Source organism: Gordonia sp. G4, assembly GCF_057770005.1.
Genome location: NZ_CM173442.1, coordinates 2923504 through 2945414 on the forward strand (window position 1 = coordinate 2923504; position 21911 = coordinate 2945414).

The window sequence follows — 21911 nt, forward strand, 5'->3', positions numbered from 1 at the left end:
TTGGTCTGGCTCCGGCGCGATCTGCGTCTGAGTGACCTCCCGCCGCTGGCCGCGGCCGCCTCGGGGACCGATTCGTCGGTCCTTGTGTGCTTTGTGGTGGACCCGAGGCTGGAGAAGTCCTCGGGTGAGCGGCGCCTGGCGTTCCTGTTCGACTCGCTGCGCGAGCTGGACGACAAGCTCGACGGCAAGTTGCTCGTCGTGCGGGGACGACCCGAGGTGGAGATCCCGAAGCTGGCCCACGCGGTCGACGCCGAACGGGTGCACATCTCCGAGGACTTCGCCCCGTTCGGCCGGCGACGCGACGAGGCCGTCGCCGATCGACTCGGCGACATCGAGCTCGTGGCGACCGGTTCGCCGTACCTCGTCTCGCCCGGCCGGGTGACCAAGAACGACGGCGAGCCGTACAAGGTCTTCACCCCGTATTTCAACCGCTGGCGCGACCACGGGTGGCGCGCACCGGCCGATTCCTCGGTGCCTTCGGCGTCGATCGTCGACCCGTCGAATCTGTCGAAGACCGGACGCATCCGGGTACCCGCCGCGCCGACGAAGCTGTCGATCCCCGCGGGCGAGGACGCGGCGACAGCGCGCTGGGCCGAGTTCGTCGACGACGGGCTCACGGATTACGACTCCGGACGCAACGACCCGGCGGGCGACAGCACGAGCCGGATGTCGGCGTACCTGAAGTACGGCAACATCCATCCCCGTACTCTCGCTGCCGATCTGACGCGCTCGTCGTCCGCTCCCCGAGGTGCGAAGGAGCGCAGCGACGGAGCCTCGAGGGGAGCGCAGGCATACCTGCGCGAGCTCGCGTTCCGCGACTTCTACGCCGATGTGCTCCATCACTGGCCACACAGCCTGTGGCACAACTGGAATCGTCAGTTCGACGGCATCGACCTCGACACCGACGACAAGGCGTACGAGCGCTTCGATGCCTGGAAGGCGGGGCGGACGGGTTTTCCGCTCGTCGATGCCGGGATGCGTCAGCTAGCGGAGACCGGATACATGCACAACCGGGTGCGCATGGTCACCGCGTCTTTCCTCGTCAAGGATCTGCACCTGCCGTGGTGGTGGGGAGCCGAGTGGTTCCTCGAGCAGCTGGTCGACGGTGACATGGCGTCGAACAATCACGGCTGGCAGTGGGCGGCGGGCACGGGAACCGATGCGGCGCCGTACTTCCGGGTCTTCAACCCCGAGGCGCAGGCGAAGAAGTTCGATCCCGACGGCGAGTACGTCCGGCGGTGGGTCGGCGACATCGACGTCGACGATTATCCCGAGCCGATGGTCGATCACAAGGCCGAGCGTGAAGAAGCGCTCCGTCGGTTCGGCCAGATCTAGCCGTCTCTGCTCCCTGAGGAGCGTCCGGAGCTTGCGGAGGGCGCGTCACGAAGGGTCTGCCAAGCATCCTCGCAATGTGATTCGTAGCAATAGTGCCTCTGCTCCCTGAGGTGCGAGGAGCGCAGGCGACGAGCCTCGAAGGGTCTGGCGAGCCATCTGTCCCGAGAACTCGGATCGAACGGCGAACGGTCCAGCCGTGCCGGCATGGTGCCGCGGGGTTCGGAGATTGTCGTCCACGTGAGCATCGTCGAAGGGCAATATGCCCTTCAATCAGGGTGAGGTGGACGAGAATTCGACCCTTCGAGGCTCGCTTCGCTCGCACCTCAGGGAGCAGGGGGCTGCTCCGCTCGCACCTCAGTATCTGCGGCCTGGCGGCCGTCGTGGTCCATGAAAGAACCGCGCGCGGGTGCCAGCGGCCGAATTCTGATCCCTGAGGTGCGAGCGAAGCGAGCCACGAAGGGTATGGTGACGTGCCTCGCTGGCCCTAATGGGGGTGGATCGGCTTCCTCTTGGAGGGGATGCTGGTCGTGTGAGCCTCCCCGGTCGGTGACCACTGCCAGGCCCTGAAACGGTGGTCGGATTTCTACACGAAGACCGTGGCCCGGCCGGGCGAGGATCACCCGCTAGAACGCTTCTGGGATGTCGTGCCCCCGAAACATGTGGGTGAGCACTGATCCATTAGGCCGCGTCCAGGGTGACTCCCGCAGGTTCACATCGAGATCGTCGAGACGACTGAAGACGAGGTGAACGAGTGTCATGATCTTTATGGGCAACGACTGGGCGTCAGATCATCACGACGTGTGCGTGATGGATGAGCACGGCACCATCCTGGCCACCCGCCGCCTACCCGAAACCGCTGCCGGTGTCACCACAATGCATGAACTGATCGCCCGGTATGCCCAGGATCCCACCGAGGTGGCGGTGGGTATCGAAACCGATCACGGCATGTGGGTCACCGCCCTGGTCGGTGCGGGTTATCTGGTGTTCGCGATCAACCCGTTGTCGGTGTCGCGCTACCGTGACCGCCACCATGTCGGGGGCACCAAATCCGATAAGGCCGATGCCAAAACCCTCGCTGATCTGGTGCGTACCGACCGGCACAACCATCGGCTCGTCGCCGCCGATACTGTCGCTGCCGAGGCGATCACGGTGATGGCCCGCACCCATCAGAACCTGGTGTGGGCGCGCTCGGCACAACAGAATGTGTTGCGCTCCCAACTCGGCGCCTACTATCCGGCCGCGGTCGATGCCTTCGGCGGCGACCTCGCCCACACCGACTGCCTGAGCGTGTTACGACGCGCTCCAACCCCACGACAAGGGGCGGCACTGACGGTCGCGGCAATCCGATCAGCCCTGAAAAAGGGTGGCCGGCAACGCAATACCGACCAACGCGCCCGCGACATCCAGCAGGCTCTACGCGGTGGCGGCCACCTGAGCGCACCGGAGACACTGACCGCAGCCTATGCGGCGACAGTCACCGCGACCGTGGAAATGCTGGCCGCTCTCAACACCCAGATCACTCAACTCGAAACCACTATGGCTCAGTCTTTTAAAGCGCATCCGGACGCCGCGATCTACCTGTCCATGCCCGGAGTCGGTGACATCACCGGCGCCCGGATGCTCGGCGAGTTCGGGGATGACCCCGAACGCTATGCCACCGCCAAGTCTCGCAGAAACTACGCCGGTACCTCACCACGGACCATCGCCTCGGGCAAAGGACACGTCGTGTTGGCCCGCCACATCCGCAACACCCGACTCAACGACGCCGCCCTACGGATGGCGCAGAGCGCCCTGACCGGCAGTCCCGGCGCCCGCGCCTACTACGACAGCCTAAGAGACCAGAAGAAGTCCCACAGCCAAGCATCGCGTGCGGTCGCCAACCGACTCATCGGCATCCTCCACGGCTGCCTCAAACACCGCACCCCCTACAACGAACACACCGCCTGGAACCACCGCACCAACCTCGCCGCTTGACACCTAGCACCCCTGGGATGTCTTCGTGGCTCGTCGCTATCGCTCCTCGCACCTCAGGGAGCGGGGGATGGCCGCTTCGCACGCACCTCAGGGAGCGGGGGATGGCCGCTTCGCTCGCACCTCAGGGAGCAGGGGACTGCTCCGCTCGCACCTCAGGAAGCGGGGATGGCGGTCAGCGGGCGAGCTTGAGCACCTCACCCCAGCCGATGCGCGAACCGGTACGCAGGATCGAGCGCTGGTAGATCCGTGCCGCGATCCAGGTGGCGGCCGCACACGCGGCGCCCATCAGGCCGAAGGTGACGATGATCTGGACGGCATCGGTGTCGCCGGTCGCGATGCGCATCGGCATGAGCGCCGCGCTGAACGGCGGAATCCAGCTCAGCACCTGCACGAAGGTCGAGTCCATCGACTGCGCGCCGAAGATGCCCGAGTACATGACCGCGACGGCCAGGAACGTCAGCGGCGCCGACGAGGAGTTGAGCTCTTCCTGGCGGGACACGATGGCCCCCGTCGCGGCATACAACGAGGCGAAGAACAGGAACCCGAGCAGGAACCAGGCGATGACCGCGGCGAACATCCCGATCGCCGCGCTGGGCAGCGTCAGAATCCCGGTCGCGGTGCCTGCGATCAGGGCGGTGGCACCCAGTAGCAACACCTGCGACAGGGCGACGGCCCCGATCCCGATGATCTTGCCCCACAACAGATGCAGCGGCTTGATCGTCGCCAGCAACAATTCCACGACACGCGACGTCTTCTCCTCGACGACGCCGACGGCGACCATCGTGCCGCCCATCATGATCGCGGTCACCAGCAAGATCACGCCGACGAGTGCGATCACCAGGCGCTGGCCCTCGTCGGGCTTGTCCGGCTGGGTCTTCTCCACCGCGATGGTGACCGCAGGCAACGATGCCGCGTCCACCCCGCGATCGGCCAGTGCCTCGGTCAGGTTGACCTGTGCGACAGCGGATCTGATCGCTCCCTCGACGGCCGGGTCGACGCCGCTCTTGCCGATGATCACGTAGGTACCGGGAGTGTCGCCAGGGACCAGTGCGGCCGCGACATCTCCGTCGGTGACATGTGTGCGTGCCTCCTCGGTGGAGTCGACAGCCTCGGTCGTGATGGTGGTCCCGGCCGACTCGCCCACGGACACGATGGACTCGGTGACGGCAGTCGGTTGTCCGACGACCGCAACCTTTTCGGCGTCGTCGCCCCCGGCGAAGAGGTTGATGACGATGGCACCGACCACGATGACCACCATCAGCAGGCCGGTGCTGATGACGAACGACCTGGTCTTGGCGCGGGTCGCGATCTCTCGTCCGGCCACCAGTCGGATCGCCTGTGCGGCAGACGCCCTGGGGCCGGTGCCGGGACCGGTGGCCGCGGGGGTGGGCGAAACTTCTCGTAGTGTGCTCATGCGGACACCACCTCTCGGAACAGGTCGGTCAGGGACGGTGTGGAGGTCGCGAACCGGTGGACCGGGCCATGATTCAGCGCGGTCGACAGGATCAACTGGTCGTCGGCGACCTCGGGGTCGATCAGGAGGCGGGTCGTCTCGCCGTAGTCGACGCCGCGGACCCCGGGGAGGGCATCGGCCCATGCGACGTCGGACCGGGGGCCGCTGATCTCGAGGGTGACCCCGTCGCGGGAACGCAGGTCCTCGACGGTGCCCAGGGCCCGCATCTCCCCGCGGGTGATGATGCCCACCCGGTCGCAGAGCCGCTGGATGAGGTCGAGTTGATGCGAGGAGAAGATGACCGGGATGCCCTCGGCTGCCTTCTCTTTGAGCACGTCGCTCATGACGTCGACGGCGACCGGGTCGAGGCCGGAGAACGGTTCGTCGAGTACCAGCACGGAAGGGTCGTGCACGAGGGCGGCCGCGAGCTGGACACGCTGTTGATTGCCGAGGCTGAGGTCGGCGACGTTGTCGTCGTAGCGCGCCCCGACGCCGAGCCGGTCGGTCCAGCGCCGGACGGAGTCCTCCGCCTCAGCCGCGGACATGCCGTGCAGTTTCGCGAGGAAGGTGAGTTGTTCGCCCACCTTCATCTTCGGGTACAGGCCGCGTTCCTCGGGCATGTACCCGATGTGGCGACGTAGATCCAGGTCGATCGGGCGATCACCCAGGCGGACCTCGCCGGCGTCTGCCGACAGCACGCCGAGGATGATGCGCATCGTCGTGGATTTTCCCGCGCCGTTGCTCCCGACGAAGCCGAATATTTCACCGGGGTCGACGTCAAAGGTCATGTCACGCAATGCGACGAGGTCTCCATAGCGTTTGTGGAGCCCGTCGACGATCAAGGGTGCGGTCACGGCGCACTCTCCTCACTCTCGGTGGTCGTGGTCGTTGCTGACGTGGTGGGACGGGTGGTGTGTTCGCGGTGCAACGTTTCGAGATCTTCCGGATCGGGATCGGCCATCCACCAGGCGGTCAGCATGGAGGGCACGCAGATCGCTGCCAGGACGAGCGAGATGAGCAGGACGGCCGCGCCGTAGACGGCCTGCCCGGGCACCTCGTCCCGGAAACTGAGGACGATCAGTGTCGCGTACGGGATGAACATCAGGCAGTACAAAACGGTGAAGCCGATGGATCGCGCCGAGTTTCGTTGTGCCACTTGCATCTCGTCCAGCGCGGTGACTGGAGTGTCGGCGATCGATCCGGTCACGACGCGGAGCAGGTAGAGCGTCGTGATGATCCCCACCAGCCCGATAATGAAAGGGACGAGGAACCATTTGTTCGTGAAGAAGGCGATGACCGAACTGATGAGGAGGAGAATTGCGAAGAACGTCTGGATGAGCACCAGTCGGCGGAACGTGCGCCGGGTTCGCCACGAGGTGAGGCGATGGGCGTTCTTGTCGTTGAACTCCTGGTGCCGCTGCCCACGCCACTCCTCGTAGCGGCGCCACAGGGCTGGTGTGGCCTCTTCGGGGATGGCCGAGTACGGATCGGTCATCATTCACCTCCGATGTCGTCGGTGTGGATGCTGTGGACGGGTTGTGCGCCGGGCGAGGTCGGGGACGGTTCGCGCCGGTAAAGCGCTGCGGACATGGCGCCGAACTCGCGCCGACTGAACACTGCCTCGACCGGCAGGTCGAAGACATCGCAGATCCGGAACGCCAGGTCGAGGCTCGGATAGTTGTCGCCCCGTTCGAGTGCGCCCACCGATTGGACGTTGATCCCGACGAGCTCGGCCAGCTGGGCTCTCGACATCTGCCGTTCTGCACGTAGCACGCCGATGCGGTTGTAGATGGGGAGCTTTTCCCCTCGGCGTATTGGACTCACCCGCCCTAGTGTTGTGAAAACACAACAACATGTCAAGCGGAGGGAACTAGCTGCTGGTTGACGCGCGGCGTGTCGAGGCCCCGAGGTACTCGGCCGCGACACGCGCCGCCTCGCGTCCCGCGCGATTGGCGCCGATCGTCGACGCCGAGGGGCCGTAGCCGAGTAGTTGGATACGCGGGTCGGCCTCGACGACGGTCGCGAGCCGGCCGGTCATCGTGATGCCGCCACCGGGCGCTCGAAGCCGCAGCGGTGCCAGGTGGTCGATGGCGCTGCGAAAACCGGTGTTCCAGAAGATGACGTCGACGTCCAGGTGAGAGGGGACATCGCGGTGCGAGCTGTCCGGGTGGGCATGGTTGTCCGGGTGATCCGGTGTGGCAGTCCCGCAGTCCCAGCACACGCCCGTCTCGGTGATGCGGGTGAACATCGGCCGCCATTCGAGGATCCCGTCGCGCTGCGCGGCCCGGATCGCCGGGGTGAGCGCCAGCCCGGTCACCGAGACGACCGATGTCGGCGGTAGCCCCGCACGCACCCGCCGTTCCACCCGCGCAACGGCCTCGCGGCCCTGCTCAGGGGTGAAGGGACCGCTCGAGAAGACCGGTTCGCGCCGCGAGCACCAGAACGTCTCGCTGCCGGGTGCCTCGCGGGCGATCTCGATGAGCAGCTGGATCGCCGAGATGCCGGCACCCACCACGAGCACGCGCTTGTCCGCGAACTCGGCGGGGGAGGTGTAGTCATGGGTGTGCAGTTGCCGGCCGCGGAAGTCGGCGGCGCCGGGGATGTGGGGGATGAACGGCCGGTCCCACGTCCCGGTGGCGTTGACGATCAGGTTCGATGTGACCGAACTGCCGTCGCCCAGCTCGGCGCGGAAGCCGTCCCCCTCGCGGCGAACGGCGCGCACATGCACCGGCCGATGAACCGTCAGGCCGAACTTCTCCTCGTACCGCCCGAAGTAGTCGGGGACGGCGGTGGCGGCGGGCAGCTCGTCGCAGTCGAGTCCCAGCGCCTCGACGAGCCCCCATCCCGGCAGGTCGTGGACGCGGTTGGCGGTGGCCAGCGTCAGCGTCGGCCACCGGAACTGCCAGGCACCGCCGGGGCCGGGCGCGTGGTCGAGCATCTGATAGCGATCACCGAGACCGAAGCGATGGAGGAAGTAGGCCGCCGAGAGGGCGGCTTGTCCGCCGCCGATGATCAGCACATCCGTGTGGGGGGCGGGCTGTGCGCCGGTCGGGGAGATCTCCACGTCACCACCTTGTCACGCCGAGCCGCGGCGGTGCGGTCGGTAGGGTTTGGCCCATGATCCACTCCACCACCGAGGGAACAGTTGTCACGATCGAGCTGGACCGGGTCGACAAGCGCAACGCGCTGAACGAGGAGATGCTCGCGGGCCTGTCCGGGGCGTTCGACGCAGCCCTCGACGCCGGGGCCCGTGCCATCGTGGTGACGGGCCGGGGACTCGTGTTCAGTGCCGGCGCCGATCTGTCGGGGCCCGTGTACGACAAGGGCTTTCTCGACACGCTGGTGGGGACGCTGCAGCGTATCGAGGCCGCGCCGGTGCCCGTCATCGCTGCACTGAACGGCTCGGCGATCGGCGCCGGCCTGCAGCTCGCGATGGCGGCCGACCTCCGGGTCATGGCACCGGACGCGATCGCCGGCATCCCCGCCGCCAAGATCGGTGTCGCGGTCGACGAGTGGACGATCCGGCGACTCGTGTCGCTGGTGGGCGCGGGGCAGGCCAGAGGCATGCTGATCGGCTGCGACCCGCTGACCGCCGACCGCGCCCACACGCTCGGATTCGCCAATCGCATCGGGGACCTCACCGATGCCCAGCACTGGGCACGCACCATCGCCGACCTCGCCCCGCTCACCCTGCAGCATTACAAGCTCGTCCTCAACGGCGACGGCGCCCGCGACGCCGCCCCCGAGGACCGGACGGCGGCGATGCTGCGTGCGTGGGCGAGCGACGACGTGCGGGAGGGCAGGGCGGCTCGCGCCGAGAAGCGCGCACCACGTTTCACCGGATCCTGATCCGGCGGTGCTACCGGCGGTGGATGGGCCCGTCGCCGGTGTGGAGGGGAGTTGCGGTGGCCCGGTGGCGTTCGGCGATCAGCTGCGCCGCGATGGCCACCGCCGCCTCGCCGGGTGTGTGCCCGCCGAGGTCGAGGCCCAGGGGGGAGCGCAGGCGCGCGAGTTGCTCGTCGTCGATGCCGGCGTCGCGAAGGCGTTGGTTGCGGTCGGCGACGGTCCGCCGTGATCCCAGTGCCCCGACGAAGCCGAGAGTCGGAGACGCGAGTGCGACCCGCAGGGTCGGGACGTCGAACTTCGGGTCGTGCGTCATCACGCAGATCGCGGTCGACGCGCCGACCCGTCCGTCGCGGATCTCGCTCGCCAAATAGCGATCCGGCCAGCCGACGACGACGTCGTCGGCGTCGGGAAACCTCGCGCGGGTGGCGAACACCGGTCGCGCGTCGACGACCGTCACCCGCATGCCCAGGCTCGTCCCGAGTGAGCTGAGCGCGCGGACGAAGTCGTTGGCGCCGACCAGGATCAGTCGCGCGGGCGGGCCGAAGGTCTGCACGAAGGTCCGGGGACGTTCGTCGGACGGGATGTCGCAGTCGTCGACCCCGACGAGGCCGCTGCGGCCGGTGGCGAGCAGGTCGGCGACGTCGCGGTCGAGGCGACGCCAGGACGCCTGCGATGTCGGAGTGGCGAAATACCAGTCGGGTTCGTCGGTGAGGGTCGTGGCCCACGAGATCGGCTCGTCGTCGTCGAGCGCGGTGGCCAGGCGGGTGAGTTGCCGACGATGCTCGCCGGTCGGCGCCACACGCTCGACCAGGACCTCGATCTGCCCGCCACAGGTGAGACCCGGCGCGGGATCGTCGGGATCGTCGACGCCATACTGCTCGACCACCGCGACGCCGTCGGCCAGGACGTCGCGTGCGGTGTGGACGAGCGCGGATTCGACACATCCGCCGGACACCGACCCGATCACCGTGTCGTCGGACGTCACGATCATCGCCGCGCCCAGCTCGCGGGGTGCCGATCCCGTCGTGCCGACGACCCGGCAGAGCGCAACCGGCCGCGCGTCACCGCTGTCGAGGAGTTCGATCAGGGACCGCAGGACGTCGCGCATGTACTCCAGTGGACCAGATCTCCGCCTGCCGGGCCACGTCGCGCGGGCCTGCGGCCACCCGATGTCACGACTTCTCGGCGATCCCCGGGGCGCTGGCCGAACCCGCTGCGCGGTATCCGAACAGCTTGCTGAGATCGGCCGCGGCGGTCACGACCGTCGCGACGAGGTTCTCCGCGTCGTCCGGGTCGAGGCGGTATCGGGGTCCGGAGATGCTGAGGGCCCACACGATGGTGCCGGTGTGATCGCGCACCGGGGCGGCGATCGCCACCAGCCCGAGTTCGAGTTCCTCCACCGCCATCGCCCAGCCCTGCCGGTCGACTGTCCGCAGCTCGTCGACGAGGTCGTCGACGTCGGCGATCGTGCGGTCGGTGAATCTCGCCAGCCCTCCCGAGAAGGTCTGGCGCAGTTGTTCTTCCGACAGTCCGGCGAGCAGGACCTTGCCCGACGAGGTCGCGTGCGCCGGCGAGGCCTGACCCACCCAGGTCCGCAGCGCGACATTGGAAGCACCCACGGCCTCGACCACGTTGATCGCCTGCGCGTCGGCGAGGACCGCGAGATTCGTGGTCTCGCCGGTCGTGGCGGCCAGTGCGTCGCAGGTGTCCTGCCCGCATCTGGTCATGTCGAGGGTCGCCATGGTTGAGCCGGCCAGGCGCACCACCGTCAATCCGATCCGGTACTTGCGGCCGTCGGGCACCTGCTCGACGAAACCGCGTGCCTCCAGCGCGGAGACGATCCGGGAAACGGTGGACTTGTGGACACCGAGTTCGAGGGCGAGTTCGGTGATCCCGGCCGAACCGGCGGTGCCGATGAGCTCGAGGACCTGCAGTGCCCGATCGACTGCTCCCGCAGGGCGCTCGATCTCCACACTCTCCTCAGCCATCGCAGCGCCCAGGGTACCTGCCCGTCCACCCGGACCGGTGACCACGTCGTGCAACGCGACAAGGTGTCCAGGACCCGTCACGGGCGCGGCTCCGTCTCCGCGACGGCGACGGCGGGCTCGCCGGTCGCCGATACCGGGAGGTCGGCGGACGCGTCGGCACGGCGGCGGATTCGTCGACGACCCCGCGTCTTCCGGTCGATCGCGGCCGGGTCGACGACGAGGATCTCACCGGTCCCGATCTTCTCCGCCTGCTTGCGGATGTGCCGGTCGACCTGGTCGTCGAGCTGGGAGCGCGCGACGATCAGCGGGTCTCGGCGCAGGTCGAGGTAGAGCGACAGGCACATGCCGATCATCACGACCACGAACGGCAGTGCGGCGATGATGGCCATCTGCTTGATGCCGTTGAGTCCGTCGCCGCCGCTCATGGCCAGCAACAGCGCCGCCACCGCGCCGGTGAGCACGCCCCAGAACACGGTCACCGACCGGCTGGGTTCGTGGGCCCCGCGTTCGGACAACGTGCCCATGACCAGCGACGCCGAATCCGCGCCGGAGACGAAGAAGATCGCGACCAGGATCATCGCCAGCGCCGAGGCGATCCCGGTCAGCGGTAGGTGGTCGAGCATCTGGAACAGGGTGTCCTCCGACGCGGCGGTCGCCGGATCGAAGCCCAGCACACCGTCGGTCTGTTCCCGGATGGCGGTGCCGCCGAACACGCAGAACCACACGAGCGACACCGTTGTCGGCACCACCATGACGCCGATCACGAACTCGCGGATGGTCCGGCCCCGGCTGATCTTCGCCAGGAACATCCCCACGAAAGGCGTCCACGAGACCCACCAGGCCCAGTAGAAGATCGTCCACCCGGCCAGCCAGCTCTCCCCCTCGGCGTCGACGGTGGCCGAGGATCGTGCGGAGAACGCGGTGATGTCGTTGGCGTAGGCGCCGAGGGTGGTCGGCAGCAGGTTGAGGATGAACACCGTCGGCCCGACCACGAACACGAACACCGCCAGCACGATCGCCAGCACCATGTTGATGTTCGACAGCCGCTGGATTCCCTTGGCGACACCGGACACCGCCGAGGCGACGAATGCGGCGGTCAGAACGGCGATGACGGCCACGAGCAGTGTGGTGCCCGGGTTGTCGACCCAGCCGACGTTGGACAGTCCCGAACCGATCTGCAGCGCACCCAGACCCAGGGATGCGACCGTGCCGAACAACGTCGCGAAGATCGCGAGGATGTCGATGACCTTGCCGCCCGCGCCGTTGGCCTGCTTTCCCAGGATCGGGGCGAACACCGCGCTCATCAACTGGTTGCGGCCCAGTCGAAAGGTGCTGTAGGCGAGTGCGAGCCCGACGACCGCGTACATGGCCCATGGGTGGAAGCCCCAGTGGAACATGGTGGTGGCCATCGCTGTCCGGACGTCGCCCGCCGTCATCCCCGGAGGCGCCTCGACGAAGTGGTAGAGCGGCTCATACGAGCCGAAGAACATCAGGCCGATACCCATCCCGGCGCTGAACATCATCGCGATCCAGCTGATGGTGCGGAATTCGGTCTTCTCGCCGTCTTTGCCGAGCGGGATCTTGCCGTACTTGCTGAGTGCGAGGCAGACCGCGAACACCACGAATCCGGTTGCCGAGAGGATGAACAACCAGCCCAGGCTGCCGGTGATCCAGGAGAGGATGTCGGTGGTGACGGCGGACAGGTTGTCCGGTGCCGCCAACCCCCAGGCCAGGAAGGCGATGACGAGTGCGGCGGTCACGCCGAACACCGTCAGGTCGATACGTGGTCGGGTGGGTGTGGTGCTGATGTCGTCGTTCATGGTGCCTCTCCGGTCATCTCCGAATTCGGGTCATCTGGGGATCGACGACCGGGTCGGCGATGACGACGGCCTCGTGGTGGGTGGTCTGGTAGGCGACGTCGACGGTGACGTCCTCGGCGAGATCGGCCGGTAGCCAGGCGAATGCCAGGCACGCACCGACGGTGGCAGACCACCCGGCGCTGGTGATGTAGCCGACCACCTCGCCGTCCACCGACACCGGCTCTCGGCCCAGGACGACGGCCGCCGGATCGGTGAAGCGTAGTGTGCGCAGCCTGCTCGCCGGACGGCGTTCGGCCAGAGCGGATCCGCCGATGAAGTCCGCGTCGGATCTGCGGATGGCGAAGTCGAGGCCCGCCGCGGCGGGCGTGTGCTCGATCGTCATGTCGACACCGGCCGATCGATAACCCTTCTCGATTCGCAGGCTGTTGAAGGCGATCCGGCCGGCCGCGATGATGCCGTGGGGCCGGCCCGCCGCCATCACGGTGTCCCACAACGCCCGGCCGTGGGCAGCGGATGTGTAGATCTCCCAACCCAGTTCGCCCACGTAGGAGACCCGCATCAGCGTCACCGGGACCGCGCCGACGGTGGTGGTCATCGAGCGGAAGTATCGCAATCCGTCGTTGGTGAGGTCGGCCGTGGTCAGCGGGGCCAGAACATCCCGGGCGAGCGGACCCCACAGTCCCAGGCAGCAGGTGGCGGTCGTGATGTCACGGAGGACGACCGACCCGTCCGCCGGGAGGTGCCGGGTGATCCAGTCGAAGTCCAGCGGGCCGTTGGCGCCCACCTGGAACACGTCGTCTGCGAGCCGGGCGACGGTCAGATCGGAACGGACACCGCCCTTCTCGTCGAGCATCAGCGTGTAGGTCACCGAGCCGACGGACTTGTCCATCTTGTTGGTGGTGAGGTGCTGCAGCAGGGCGAGTGCACCCGGCCCGGACAGCTCGAACCGGGTCAGCGGGGTCATGTCGTACACCGCGACGTGGCTGCGGGTGTGCGCGGCCTCGGCGACCGCGATGGGCGACCAGTGGCGGGCCGACCAGGTGTCGCGTTCCGGTATCCGCAACCCGTCGGCGACCTTCTGCTCGAGCAGCGGGCGATTGGCCTCGTACCAGGCGGGCCGCTCCCAGAGTCCGCTCTCCCAGAACTCCGCGCCGAGCTCGGCTTCCCGGTCGTGGAAGGGACTCGTGCGCACGTTACGCGGTGCGACGCGCTGATCGTGCGGGTGGATGATGTCGTAGATCTCCTCGAAGGCCCGCGAGCTGGTGGTGAGGATGAAGTCGTCGGTGAGTGCGTCCTCCTCGAAGCGATAGAGGTCCATCTCGTGGACGTCGACGCCGGGGGTGCCGTCGATCATCCACTCGGCCATGGTCTTCGCGACGCCGGCGGAATGGGTCACCCACACGGCCTCGGCGACCCAGAAACCGGCCAGGTCGCGATGCTCACCCATGACCGAATGGCCGTCCGGGGTGAACGAGAAGATGCCGTTGAAGCCCTCTTCGACCTTGCCGTTACCGAGTTCGGGCAGCAGTGCCACCGTGTGCTGCCACGCGTCGTCGAAGTCCTCCGGGGTGAACATGAGCTTCGAGGGCATCTCGTCGAGCGAGATCTCGGTCTCGTGATCGAGGTCGCCCACGCTCGACGGCATCGGCCGGTGACCGTAGTAACCGATACCGATCCGGTCGCCGTGCTCGCGGTAGTAGAGGTCGCGGTCCTGGTGGCGCAGGATCGGCAGCGTCGCCTCCGCCAGGGCGGGGTTGACCCCGCGGCGTGAGTCGACCGGTGTGGTGATCGCGTACTGGTGGGCCATCGGAACGAGCGGGATGGTCAGTCCCACCCGGCGACCGAACTCACGGCCCCAGAAACCGGTGCAGCACACCACGATGTCGGCGTCGACGACCCCGTTCGCGGTACGGACCCCGCGTACCTCGCCGTTGACCTCGACGACGTCGACGACCTCCTGCCCGCCGCGGAACTCGGCACCGCGCGAGATCGCGCGCCGGGCCTGCGCCTCCACCGCGCGCAAGGCCTTGGCGAGACCGTCATTCGGGGTGTGCAGGCCACCGAGGACGGTGTCGCGTTCCAGGAGCGGATGCATCGCGGCGCATTCGGCGGGGTCGACGAGGCGGTGTTCGACGCCGCGTGCGGCCGCCCAACCGGCCTTGCGGTGCAGGTCCTCCCACCGTTCCGGGGTGGTGGCCAGCTCGAGTCCGCCCACCGGGTTGAAACACCAGCCGTCGGGATGCGACAGCGACGAGAACTTGTCGATCGTGTAGGAGGCGAGCTCGGTCATCGTCTTGGAGGGGTTCGTCGCGAAGACGAGACCCGGTGCGTGCGAGGTGGACCCGCCGGTGGCGAAGAGCGGGCCGCGGTCGAGGACGGTGACGTCGGTCCAACCGCGCTGGGTGAGCTCGTCGGCGAGCGAGGTGCCGACGATGCCGGCCCCGACGATCACGACTTTCGGTGCAGCCATGGGAAATCGATCCTTTTCGGGCAGAGGGCTTGGTTCAGGTGAAGACGACGGTGCTTGTCCCGTTCATCAGCACCCGGTTCTCGCTGTGCCACCGCACGGCGCGCGACAGGGCCAGTGCCTCGGCGTCGCTGCCGGCGGTGGCCAGGCGCCGGGGATCGTGGGTGTGGTCGATGCGGATGACCTCCTGCTCGATGATCGGTCCCTCGTCGAGGTCCGGGGTCACGTAGTGCGCGGTGGCGCCCACGTACTTGACGCCGCGCTGGTGTGCCTGGTGATAGGGCTTGGCGCCCTTGAAGCCCGGCAGGAACGAGTGGTGGATGTTGATGGCCCGGCCGCGCAGGGCCGCACACGTCTCGTCGGAGATGATCTGCATGTACCGGGCGAGGACGACGAGGTCGACGTCGTAGGACGACACCAGGTCGAGCATCGCGCTCTCGGCCGCCGCCTTGGTGTCCGGCGACACCGGGAGGTGGTGGAACGGGAGTCCGGCGGACTCGGTCATCGGTGCCAGGTCGGTGTGGTTGGAGGCGACGGCGACCAGTTCGCCGCCGAGGGTGCCCGACCGCCACCGGAAGATGAGGTCGTTGAGGCAATGCCCCAGACGCGAGACCATCACCAGGATCCGTTGCGGCGTCTGGTCGGTGATCGAGTACTCGGCGCCGAGTCCGGCGGCGAGATGGTCGAAGGCCGCGCTCAGCTGCTCGGAGCCGGAGTGGAGTGCGGACGCGAATTCGGTTCGCACGAACAGGGTGTGGGTCATCGGGTCGTCGAACTGCTGATGATCGAGCACCTCGCAGCCGTGGCTGAAGAGGAATGAACTGATCGCGTGCGTGACGCCGCTGCGCGACGGACAACGCAGGGTGAGGATGAATCGATCGGACATCGGGGGTTCCTCTACGGGAGCGGGGCGGGAGTGGGGTCGGCGACGTACTCGGTGGCGGCATCGACGAGCCACGCGGCGAGGTAGTCGGCATAGGAACTGCGGACGAAGATCGCGAATCCGTCGGGCACGCGATGCACGATCACCGCGGCCTGGGCCAGCAGCGTCTGGGCCACGTCGTCGGGCCCGAAGGCCCTCGGCGACAGGTCGATCGCGCAACCGTGCGCGAGGATCGTCTCCGCCCGGGGGCCGCCGAGTTCGATGCGGGTGCGCTGTCCGGACGCGTCGGCGACATAGGCCTCGCCCTGCACGCGGTCGGCGATCGACGCGGCGAACTCGTGCGGTGCCACATCGGCCGCCCAGGCGAGATACTCGTCCGGCCCGAGCCAGATGACCGTGGCGTCCTCGGTTCTCCGCAGCCGGCAGGCCGCGGGCAGCCCGAGGCGTTGCAGCGCCTTCTGCCCGGTCGGTCGGATGACCGCCTGCGCGACGGGGCTCGCGTGGAGCCGGACGACCGGGGCGAGTTCGGCGAACCGTGCCGACCAGTTGTCCAGCGGACCGGCCGGTTCGAGGTCGGGCCCCGGGGCGAGGTGCACGGTGGTGTCAGCCATCGCGTCGCGCTCCTTCCGCATCGACGAAAACGGTTGTGGTGATCTCGACTTCGCACAGCGTGTCCCCGATCGGGACGTCGAGACGGGTGCCGACCAGATCGCGACCGCCTTTCACCAACGCCAGAGCGAACGGCCGGCCCAGTTCCGCGCTGCGGTAGCTCGACGTCACGTGACCGAGCATCGCGACCGGGGGTGGGGGCAGGGTGCGGTCGGCGCAGTGGGCGATGATCTGCGATCCCTCGGGAAGCCGGGTGCTGCCGTCCGTGGGCAACAGGCCGACGAGGTGTTTGCGGTCCGGCGCCGTCGCCGACCCGCGCGCGAACGATCGTTTGCCGAGAAAATCGGGCTTCTTCTTCGAGACCGCCCAGCTCATACCGAGGTCGTGCGGCGTGACGGTCCCGTCGGTGTCCTGGCCGATGATCGGATATCCCTTCTCGGCGCGCAGGACGTGCATCGTCTCGGTGCCGTACGGTGTGATGCCGTGCGGCTCACCGGCGGCGACAAGTGCATCCCACACCGCCTGCGCGTATCCGGCCCCGACGTTCACCTCGTAGGCGAGCTCGCCGGAGAAGCTGATCCGCCCGATCCGGACGGGCACCCCGTGGAACGTGGTGTCTCGCCACGCCATGAACCCGAACGCCTCGTTCGACACGTCGAGACCGGTGAACACCGACCCCACGACGTCGCGGGACCGGGGGCCGACGACCGGGAAGGTGGCCACCTGATCGGTCAGCGATGTCATCCACACCCGCAGGTGCGGCCACTCGGTCTGATGCCACTCCTCCATCCAGTCGAGGATGGCGGCCGCGTTGCCGGTCGTGGTGTACACGGTGTAGCGGTCCTCCGCGGTTCGCATCACCGTGCCGTCGTCCTTGACCATCCCGTCGGCGCCGCACATGACGCCGTAACGGACCTTGCCGACCGGGAGAGTGCTCATCATGTTGGTGTAGAGCAGGTCGAGGAAGTCCGGGGCATCGGGGCCGGCGACGTCGATCACCCCGAGCGTCGAGCCGTCGAGAATGCCGACACCCGTTCGCACGGAGGCGCATTCGCGTAGGACCGCGTCGTGCATGTCCTCGCCCCCACGCGGGTAGTACCGCGGTCGCTTCCACTGGCCGACATCCTCGAAGACGGCGCCGCGCTCGAGGTGCCAGTCGTGGATCGGGGTGCGCCGCACCGGATCGTAACGATCGCCGCGGTCGCGGCCGGCGAGCGCGGCGAAGGTCACCGGGGTGTAAGGCGGGCGGAAGGTGGTGGTGCCGGCGTCGCCCACGGGGATGCCGAGCATCTCCGCCACGATGCCGGAGGTGACGATGCCGGAGGTCTTGCCCTGGTCGTGCCCGGTGCCGATGGTCGTGTAGCGCTTGACATGTTCCACCGATCGCATGCCCGCGCCCAGTGAGCGGGCGATGTCGGCGACGGTCGCGTCGCGCTGCAGGTCGACGAACGACGTGGTCCCGCCGTCGGGTCCATCGGGCACGTACCAGCAGATCGCGGGCGCGGCGGGGGTCCGTTCGGTGACCCGTGGGATGCTGCGCAGTTCCGGGAGTCCGATCCCGAGTCCGGTGAGTGTCGCCGCCGCGCCGCGCCGTCCGCTGGCCAGGCACTCGGTCAGGGTCGTCAGACCCGCTGCCGCCCCGACGATCTCGGTACCTGCCACGGTTCCGGTCGGCAGGAAGGCCGCGGCGCGGTCGTCGAAGGTGATCGTTCCGCGCAGCTGACTCCACAGGTGGGCGGCCGGATTCCACCCACCGCTGACCAGAACGGTGTCACAGGACAGGGACGAGCCGTCGCTCAGGTCGACCCCGGTCACGCCATCCTCGCCGTGTGCGCGGCTGACGGTGGTGCCCGCGAGGATCGGGACACCCCGACGGCGAGCCTCCTCGCGTAGGTCCGCGCTGACGGCCGGCCGGACGTCGACGACGGCGGGAACCGACACCCCGGCGTCGACGAGTGCGAAGGCCGTGGAATACGCGGTGTCGCACGCGGTGAAGACCACCGCGGTCCGACCGACCCGCACCCCGTAGCGCTCGAGGTATTCACCGCCGGAGTCGGCCAGCATCACACCGGGAAGGTCGTTGCCGGCGAAGACGATCGGTCGTTCGTGAGCGCCGGTCGCCAGAACGAGACGACGGGCCCGGATGCGATGCACCCGTTGCCGGGAGAGGTGCGCGGGGGCGTCGGTTCCGAGGTGATCGGTGCGGTGTTCGACGGCCAGCACGAAGCCGTCGTCGTAGGCGCCGAAGGCGGTGGTGCGGGTCAGGCGCGTGACGTGGGGGTGGGAATCCAGCTCGGCGACAGCCGCGGCCACCCACCTCGCTGCGGGCATCCGGCCACCGGGCTCGGCGCGTTCGTCGAGCAGGAGCACCCGCGCCCCGGCACGAGCGCAGGCGACCGCCGCCATCAGGCCCGCGGGGCCGGCACCGACGACCAGTACGTCCGGGTGGTGGTGCAGGGAGTCGTACCGGGCATCGTCGACGGCGCTGCTGAGCTTGCCCCAGCCCGGAACGCCGTGGGCGACGAGACCGGGACACAGCGCGACGGTGGTGGCCGGAACCATCGGTTCGACGAACGGTGACTCGATGCCCACCTGCGCGGTGGCGTCCTCGGCCCAAGCTCCGGTGACACCACGGGGACGTCCGAGGTTGACGCTGGTGGTGACGACCCTGATCCCGTTGGCCAGCAGAGCCGAGGCGAGTGTGTCACCTCGGTAACCGCGGTAGGTGACCCCGTCGAAGACGAAGTCGATGGGCGTGTTGCGGTCGATGCGTCCACCGGCCCCGGTTCGGAAGGGCTGGAAGAGATCGGGTTTCGGGATGGATGTGCTCATCGAGAGGCTCCGGGTGCGGGGTCGGCGGGGGAGTCGGGCGCGCCGGCGGCATGACGCGAAGGCACCGGTTCGCCGGCGAAGGCGTACGTGCGGGTATCGCGTTCGACGGTGAACCACTGGCGGCACCCGGCGGTGTGGCACCACCGTTCGGTCAACGAACCCTTGGGATTCGGCCGGAAGAACAGGTAGTGCGCCCAGTCCGTGTCGTCGAGTTCGGCGGGTCGTTCTGGGTACGCGACGCCGGCGGCGGCGCCGTAGTGGAACTCGGTCTCTTCGCGTGGCCCGCAATGGGGGCAGCGGATCATCTGCATCGTGGCGTCCTCGCGGTGGCGGTGGCGGTGGCGGCGGCGGTTGCGGTCAGTGGGCGACGGCGGCTGCGCCGTGCTCGTCGATGAGGTGACCGGTGACGAACCGGTCGAGAGTGAACGGGGCGTTGACGGCATGCGGGGCACCGGTCGCGATCGTGTGGGCAAGGGCCCACCCGACCCCGGGGGTCGCCTTGAAACCGCCGGTGCCCCAGCCGCAGTTGAGGTACAGATTCTCGTACGGGGTGGCCCCGACGATCGGCGACGCATCCGGGGTGACATCGACGATCCCGCCCCACGTCCGGAGCAGGCGTGCCCGGCCGAAGACGGGGAACAGTTCGACCGCGGCGGCCATCTGACGTTCGATGATGTGGAATGCGCCGCGCTGACCGTAGCCGTTGTAGGAGTCGACGCCGGCGCCCATCACGAGTTCGCCCTTGTGGGCCTGGGAGACGTAGACGTGCACGGCATTCGACATCACCACGGTCGGGTGGATCGGTTCGAGGAGTTCGGAGACCAATGCCTGCAGGGGATGGCTCTGCACCGGCACCCGGAAGCCGAGCTGGTCGGTGAGGGTGGAGGTGTGGCCCGCCGCGCACAGCGCGACGGTGCCCGCGCCGATACGGCCGCGGGTGGTCTCGATCCCCACCACCCGGTCGCCGTCGGTGACGAATCCGGTGACCTCGCAGTTCTGGATGATGTCGACGCCCGCGTCGCTCGCACTACGGGCGAAACCCCAGGCGACGTAGTCGTGCTTGGCGATGCCGCCGCGCGGTTGGAAGGTGGCTCCGAGCACCGGGTAGCGGATGTCGGACGAGGTGTTGACGATCGGGCACACCTCCGCGACCTGCTTGGGATCGAGCCACTCGGCATCGATTCCGTTGAGCCGGTTGGCCTCCACGCGGCGGATGCTGTCGCGCACATCCTGCTCGGTGTGGGCGAGGTTGAGCACTCCGCGCTGACTGAAGAGGATCGGGTAACCGAGTTCGTCCTCGAGACCCTCCCACAGTTTCAGCGAGTGCTCGTAGATGCCGGCGCTCTCGTCCCACAGGTAGTTGGAGCGGATGAGGGTGGTGTTGCGGGCCATGTTGCCCCCGGCGAGCCAGCCCCGTTCCAACACGGCGACATTCGTGATCCCGTGCACGCGGGCGAGGTAGTGGGCGGTGGCGAGTCCGTGGCCGCCGCCGCCGACGATGACGACGTCATAGGATGACTTGGGTTCGGCGTCGCGCCAGAGGAATTCGGGGTGATGGGGCAGGTGTGCGCCGGGGGGAAGGGTGGCGGCGGGGTGGTTTGTCATCGTCGGGTGTTCCTCAGAAATCGATCACTACCGGGGACAGGGGTTCGGCACAGCAGAGCAGGATCTTGCCCTGCGCGATCTCGCGTGGACGGATCCCGCCCTGGTGGTTCATCACCACGTCGCCGGAGAGCTTGCGTACCTTGCACGATCCGCACAGACCCACTCCGCACGACGACGGGAGGGTGACGCCCGCCTTCGCGGCTGCGGCGAGAATCGTGGTGCCGGGGCTCACCGTGACCCGCCGCGCACGGCGCGAGAAGTCTACCGCGACACCGGTTTCGGTGTCCGGTTCGTCGGCCGGGAGGCTGAAGCCGAAGCTCTCCTCGTGGATTCGCGCCAGCTCCGAGCCCGCGGCGACCAGCGCGCCACGGACCTCGCTGCGGAAACGCCCTGGTCCGCAGAGGAACACTTCGCGTTCGGCGAGGTCCGGGCAGACCCGCTCGAGCATCGCGCGGTCGATGCGTCCGCGGTGGCCGGTCCAGTCGGCGTGGTCCTCGGCGGCCATCCGCGTCGCCGCGAACGCCAGGGTCACATTGGTGTGCCGGTGTGCGAGTTCCTCCAGTTCGTCTCGGAACGGGATGTCGTCGACGTTGCGGGCGCTGTGTACGAAAGCGATGTCGAGGGGGGACTCGCTGTCGGTGACGGCGCGCAGCATCGACATCACCGGGGTGATGCCGCTGCCGGCGGAGATGAACAGGTACTTCTCGGCCGGCCGGGCGGTGTAGGTGAACCGGCCGAGCGGGCCGGTCGCGGCGATCATCATTCCCTCGACCAGGTTGTCGTGCAGCCAGTTCGAGACATGGCCGCCGTTCACCCGCTTGACGGTGATCGACAGGTTTCCCGGTCGCGTCGGTGGTGAGGAGATGCTGTAGCAGCGCTGGACCGCCCGGCCGTCGATCTCCATGGTGACGGCGAGGAACTGGCCGGGGGCGAAGACGAGGGTCCGGTGTTCGTCGACCTCGTCGATCGGCCGGTCGACCGACTGTCCGGGGCCCGAACGCGGCGATCCGCCCGCCACCCGGAACGTGAAGGTGGCCATGTCCCGGGTGGTGTCGGTCCGGGACACACACTGCAGGAAGATGTCGTCGGCCATGGTTGC

Annotated in this window: 18 protein-coding genes; 3 read left to right on the forward strand and 15 right to left on the reverse strand. The window is 68.2% G+C overall.

All coding sequences use genetic code 11. The features are described from left to right. The gene (locus tag AC3B5T_RS13075; RefSeq protein ID WP_488357445.1) at positions 1 to 1335 is read left to right on the forward strand and encodes a cryptochrome/photolyase family protein; all 1335 of its coding nucleotides are present in this window, start codon (positions 1 to 3) and stop codon (positions 1333 to 1335) included. Between the two features lie 756 nt (positions 1336 to 2091). Further along, positions 2092 to 3309, forward strand: a complete 1218-nt coding sequence (locus AC3B5T_RS13080) for an IS110 family RNA-guided transposase (protein WP_035718379.1) — start codon at positions 2092 to 2094, stop codon at positions 3307 to 3309. Positions 3310 to 3481: 172 nt separating this feature from the next. Here the strand turns inward: AC3B5T_RS13080 and AC3B5T_RS13085 are convergent, their stop codons facing one another. Genes AC3B5T_RS13085 through AC3B5T_RS13105 form a run of 5 tightly spaced genes read right to left on the reverse strand, consistent with a single transcriptional unit; the run spans position 3482 to position 7826 of the window. After that, entirely contained in the window at positions 3482 to 4723 is a 1242-nt protein-coding gene (locus tag AC3B5T_RS13085) for an ABC transporter permease (protein ID WP_055475788.1), read from the reverse strand. Continuing rightward, positions 4720 to 5616 (reverse strand): ABC transporter ATP-binding protein, encoded by an 897-nt coding sequence (locus AC3B5T_RS13090; RefSeq protein WP_488357447.1) that lies wholly within the window; start codon positions 5614 to 5616, stop codon positions 4720 to 4722. The genes AC3B5T_RS13085 and AC3B5T_RS13090 overlap by 4 nt, the downstream gene beginning before the upstream one ends. Further along, a complete protein-coding gene (locus AC3B5T_RS13095) occupies positions 5613 to 6257 on the reverse strand; it encodes a hypothetical protein (protein WP_055475790.1) in 645 nt (214 codons plus the stop codon). Before AC3B5T_RS13095 ends, AC3B5T_RS13090 begins: the two co-directional genes overlap by 4 nt. Beyond that, the gene (locus AC3B5T_RS13100; RefSeq protein WP_055475791.1) at positions 6257 to 6586 is read right to left on the reverse strand and encodes a helix-turn-helix transcriptional regulator; all 330 of its coding nucleotides are present in this window, start codon (positions 6584 to 6586) and stop codon (positions 6257 to 6259) included. Before AC3B5T_RS13100 ends, AC3B5T_RS13095 begins: the two co-directional genes overlap by 1 nt. Positions 6587 to 6632: 46 nt before the next feature. Further along, complete coding sequence (locus AC3B5T_RS13105) at positions 6633 to 7826, reverse strand: NAD(P)-binding domain-containing protein (RefSeq protein ID WP_488357449.1); 1194 nt, start codon at positions 7824 to 7826, stop codon at positions 6633 to 6635. Between the two features lie 53 nt (positions 7827 to 7879). Between AC3B5T_RS13105 and AC3B5T_RS13110 the strand changes: the two genes are divergently transcribed. Then, positions 7880 to 8611: an enoyl-CoA hydratase gene (locus AC3B5T_RS13110; RefSeq protein WP_488357450.1), complete on the forward strand. Its 732-nt coding sequence runs from the start codon at positions 7880 to 7882 to the stop codon at positions 8609 to 8611. A 10-nt stretch (positions 8612 to 8621) separates the two neighbouring features. On the opposite strand, the gene AC3B5T_RS13115 is transcribed toward AC3B5T_RS13110, so the two are convergent. The 10 genes from AC3B5T_RS13115 to AC3B5T_RS13160 all read right to left on the reverse strand — a co-directional run bounded on the left by AC3B5T_RS13115 (position 8622) and on the right by AC3B5T_RS13160 (position 21905). Next, positions 8622 to 9716 carry an XdhC family protein gene (locus AC3B5T_RS13115; protein WP_488357452.1) on the reverse strand — a complete coding sequence of 365 codons (1095 nt, stop codon included), beginning with the start codon at positions 9714 to 9716 and terminating at the stop codon, positions 8622 to 8624. 64 nt (positions 9717 to 9780) lie between these two features. Further along, on the reverse strand, positions 9781 to 10596 hold the full coding sequence (locus AC3B5T_RS13120) for an IclR family transcriptional regulator (RefSeq protein ID WP_051129829.1): 816 nt from the start codon (positions 10594 to 10596) through the stop codon (positions 9781 to 9783). 77 nt (positions 10597 to 10673) lie between these two features. Continuing rightward, a complete protein-coding gene (locus AC3B5T_RS13125; protein WP_488357453.1) occupies positions 10674 to 12416 on the reverse strand; it encodes a BCCT family transporter in 1743 nt (580 codons plus the stop codon). A gap of 13 nt (positions 12417 to 12429) precedes the next feature. After that, a complete protein-coding gene (locus tag AC3B5T_RS13130) occupies positions 12430 to 14886 on the reverse strand; it encodes a GcvT family protein (RefSeq protein WP_488357454.1) in 2457 nt (818 codons plus the stop codon). A 34-nt stretch (positions 14887 to 14920) separates the two neighbouring features. Beyond that, positions 14921 to 15769: a formyltetrahydrofolate deformylase gene (purU, locus tag AC3B5T_RS13135; protein ID WP_010843553.1), complete on the reverse strand. Its 849-nt coding sequence runs from the start codon at positions 15767 to 15769 to the stop codon at positions 14921 to 14923. Positions 15770 to 15780: 11 nt separating this feature from the next. Next, a complete protein-coding gene (locus tag AC3B5T_RS13140) occupies positions 15781 to 16377 on the reverse strand; it encodes a sarcosine oxidase subunit gamma (protein WP_488357455.1) in 597 nt (198 codons plus the stop codon). Beyond that, a complete protein-coding gene (locus tag AC3B5T_RS13145) occupies positions 16370 to 19207 on the reverse strand; it encodes an FAD-dependent oxidoreductase (RefSeq protein ID WP_488357457.1) in 2838 nt (945 codons plus the stop codon). Before AC3B5T_RS13145 ends, AC3B5T_RS13140 begins: the two co-directional genes overlap by 8 nt. Further along, complete coding sequence (locus tag AC3B5T_RS13150) at positions 19204 to 19518, reverse strand: sarcosine oxidase subunit delta (RefSeq protein WP_014925785.1); 315 nt, start codon at positions 19516 to 19518, stop codon at positions 19204 to 19206. The genes AC3B5T_RS13145 and AC3B5T_RS13150 overlap by 4 nt, the downstream gene beginning before the upstream one ends. Before the next feature lie 46 nt (positions 19519 to 19564). Then, the gene (locus AC3B5T_RS13155; RefSeq protein WP_014925786.1) at positions 19565 to 20812 is read right to left on the reverse strand and encodes a sarcosine oxidase subunit beta family protein; all 1248 of its coding nucleotides are present in this window, start codon (positions 20810 to 20812) and stop codon (positions 19565 to 19567) included. A gap of 13 nt (positions 20813 to 20825) precedes the next feature. Continuing rightward, positions 20826 to 21905 carry an FAD-binding oxidoreductase gene (locus tag AC3B5T_RS13160; protein ID WP_055475799.1) on the reverse strand — a complete coding sequence of 360 codons (1080 nt, stop codon included), beginning with the start codon at positions 21903 to 21905 and terminating at the stop codon, positions 20826 to 20828. Positions 21906 to 21911: the final 6 nt, after the last annotated feature.

What these genes read in the sequence shown, in the direction of transcription:
- AC3B5T_RS13080 (WP_035718379.1), top strand. Translation starts at nt 2,092, where the DNA reads ATGATCTTTATGGGCAACGACTGGGCGTCAGATCATCACGACGTGTGC.
- AC3B5T_RS13085 (WP_055475788.1), bottom strand. Translation starts at nt 4,723, where the DNA reads ATGAGCACACTACGAGAAGTTTCGCCCACCCCCGCGGCCACCGGTCCC.
- AC3B5T_RS13095 (WP_055475790.1), bottom strand. Translation starts at nt 6,257, where the DNA reads ATGACCGATCCGTACTCGGCCATCCCCGAAGAGGCCACACCAGCCCTG.
- AC3B5T_RS13110 (WP_488357450.1), top strand. Translation starts at nt 7,880, where the DNA reads ATGATCCACTCCACCACCGAGGGAACAGTTGTCACGATCGAGCTGGAC.
- AC3B5T_RS13115 (WP_488357452.1), bottom strand. Translation starts at nt 9,716, where the DNA reads ATGCGCGACGTCCTGCGGTCCCTGATCGAACTCCTCGACAGCGGTGAC.
- AC3B5T_RS13120 (WP_051129829.1), bottom strand. Translation starts at nt 10,596, where the DNA reads ATGGCTGAGGAGAGTGTGGAGATCGAGCGCCCTGCGGGAGCAGTCGAT.
- AC3B5T_RS13125 (WP_488357453.1), bottom strand. Translation starts at nt 12,416, where the DNA reads ATGAACGACGACATCAGCACCACACCCACCCGACCACGTATCGACCTG.
- AC3B5T_RS13130 (WP_488357454.1), bottom strand. Translation starts at nt 14,886, where the DNA reads ATGGCTGCACCGAAAGTCGTGATCGTCGGGGCCGGCATCGTCGGCACC.
- purU (WP_010843553.1), bottom strand. Translation starts at nt 15,769, where the DNA reads ATGTCCGATCGATTCATCCTCACCCTGCGTTGTCCGTCGCGCAGCGGC.
- AC3B5T_RS13140 (WP_488357455.1), bottom strand. Translation starts at nt 16,377, where the DNA reads ATGGCTGACACCACCGTGCACCTCGCCCCGGGGCCCGACCTCGAACCG.
- AC3B5T_RS13145 (WP_488357457.1), bottom strand. Translation starts at nt 19,207, where the DNA reads ATGAGCACATCCATCCCGAAACCCGATCTCTTCCAGCCCTTCCGAACC.
- AC3B5T_RS13150 (WP_014925785.1), bottom strand. Translation starts at nt 19,518, where the DNA reads ATGCAGATGATCCGCTGCCCCCATTGCGGGCCACGCGAAGAGACCGAG.
- AC3B5T_RS13155 (WP_014925786.1), bottom strand. Translation starts at nt 20,812, where the DNA reads ATGACAAACCACCCCGCCGCCACCCTTCCCCCCGGCGCACACCTGCCC.
- AC3B5T_RS13160 (WP_055475799.1), bottom strand. Translation starts at nt 21,905, where the DNA reads ATGGCCGACGACATCTTCCTGCAGTGTGTGTCCCGGACCGACACCACC.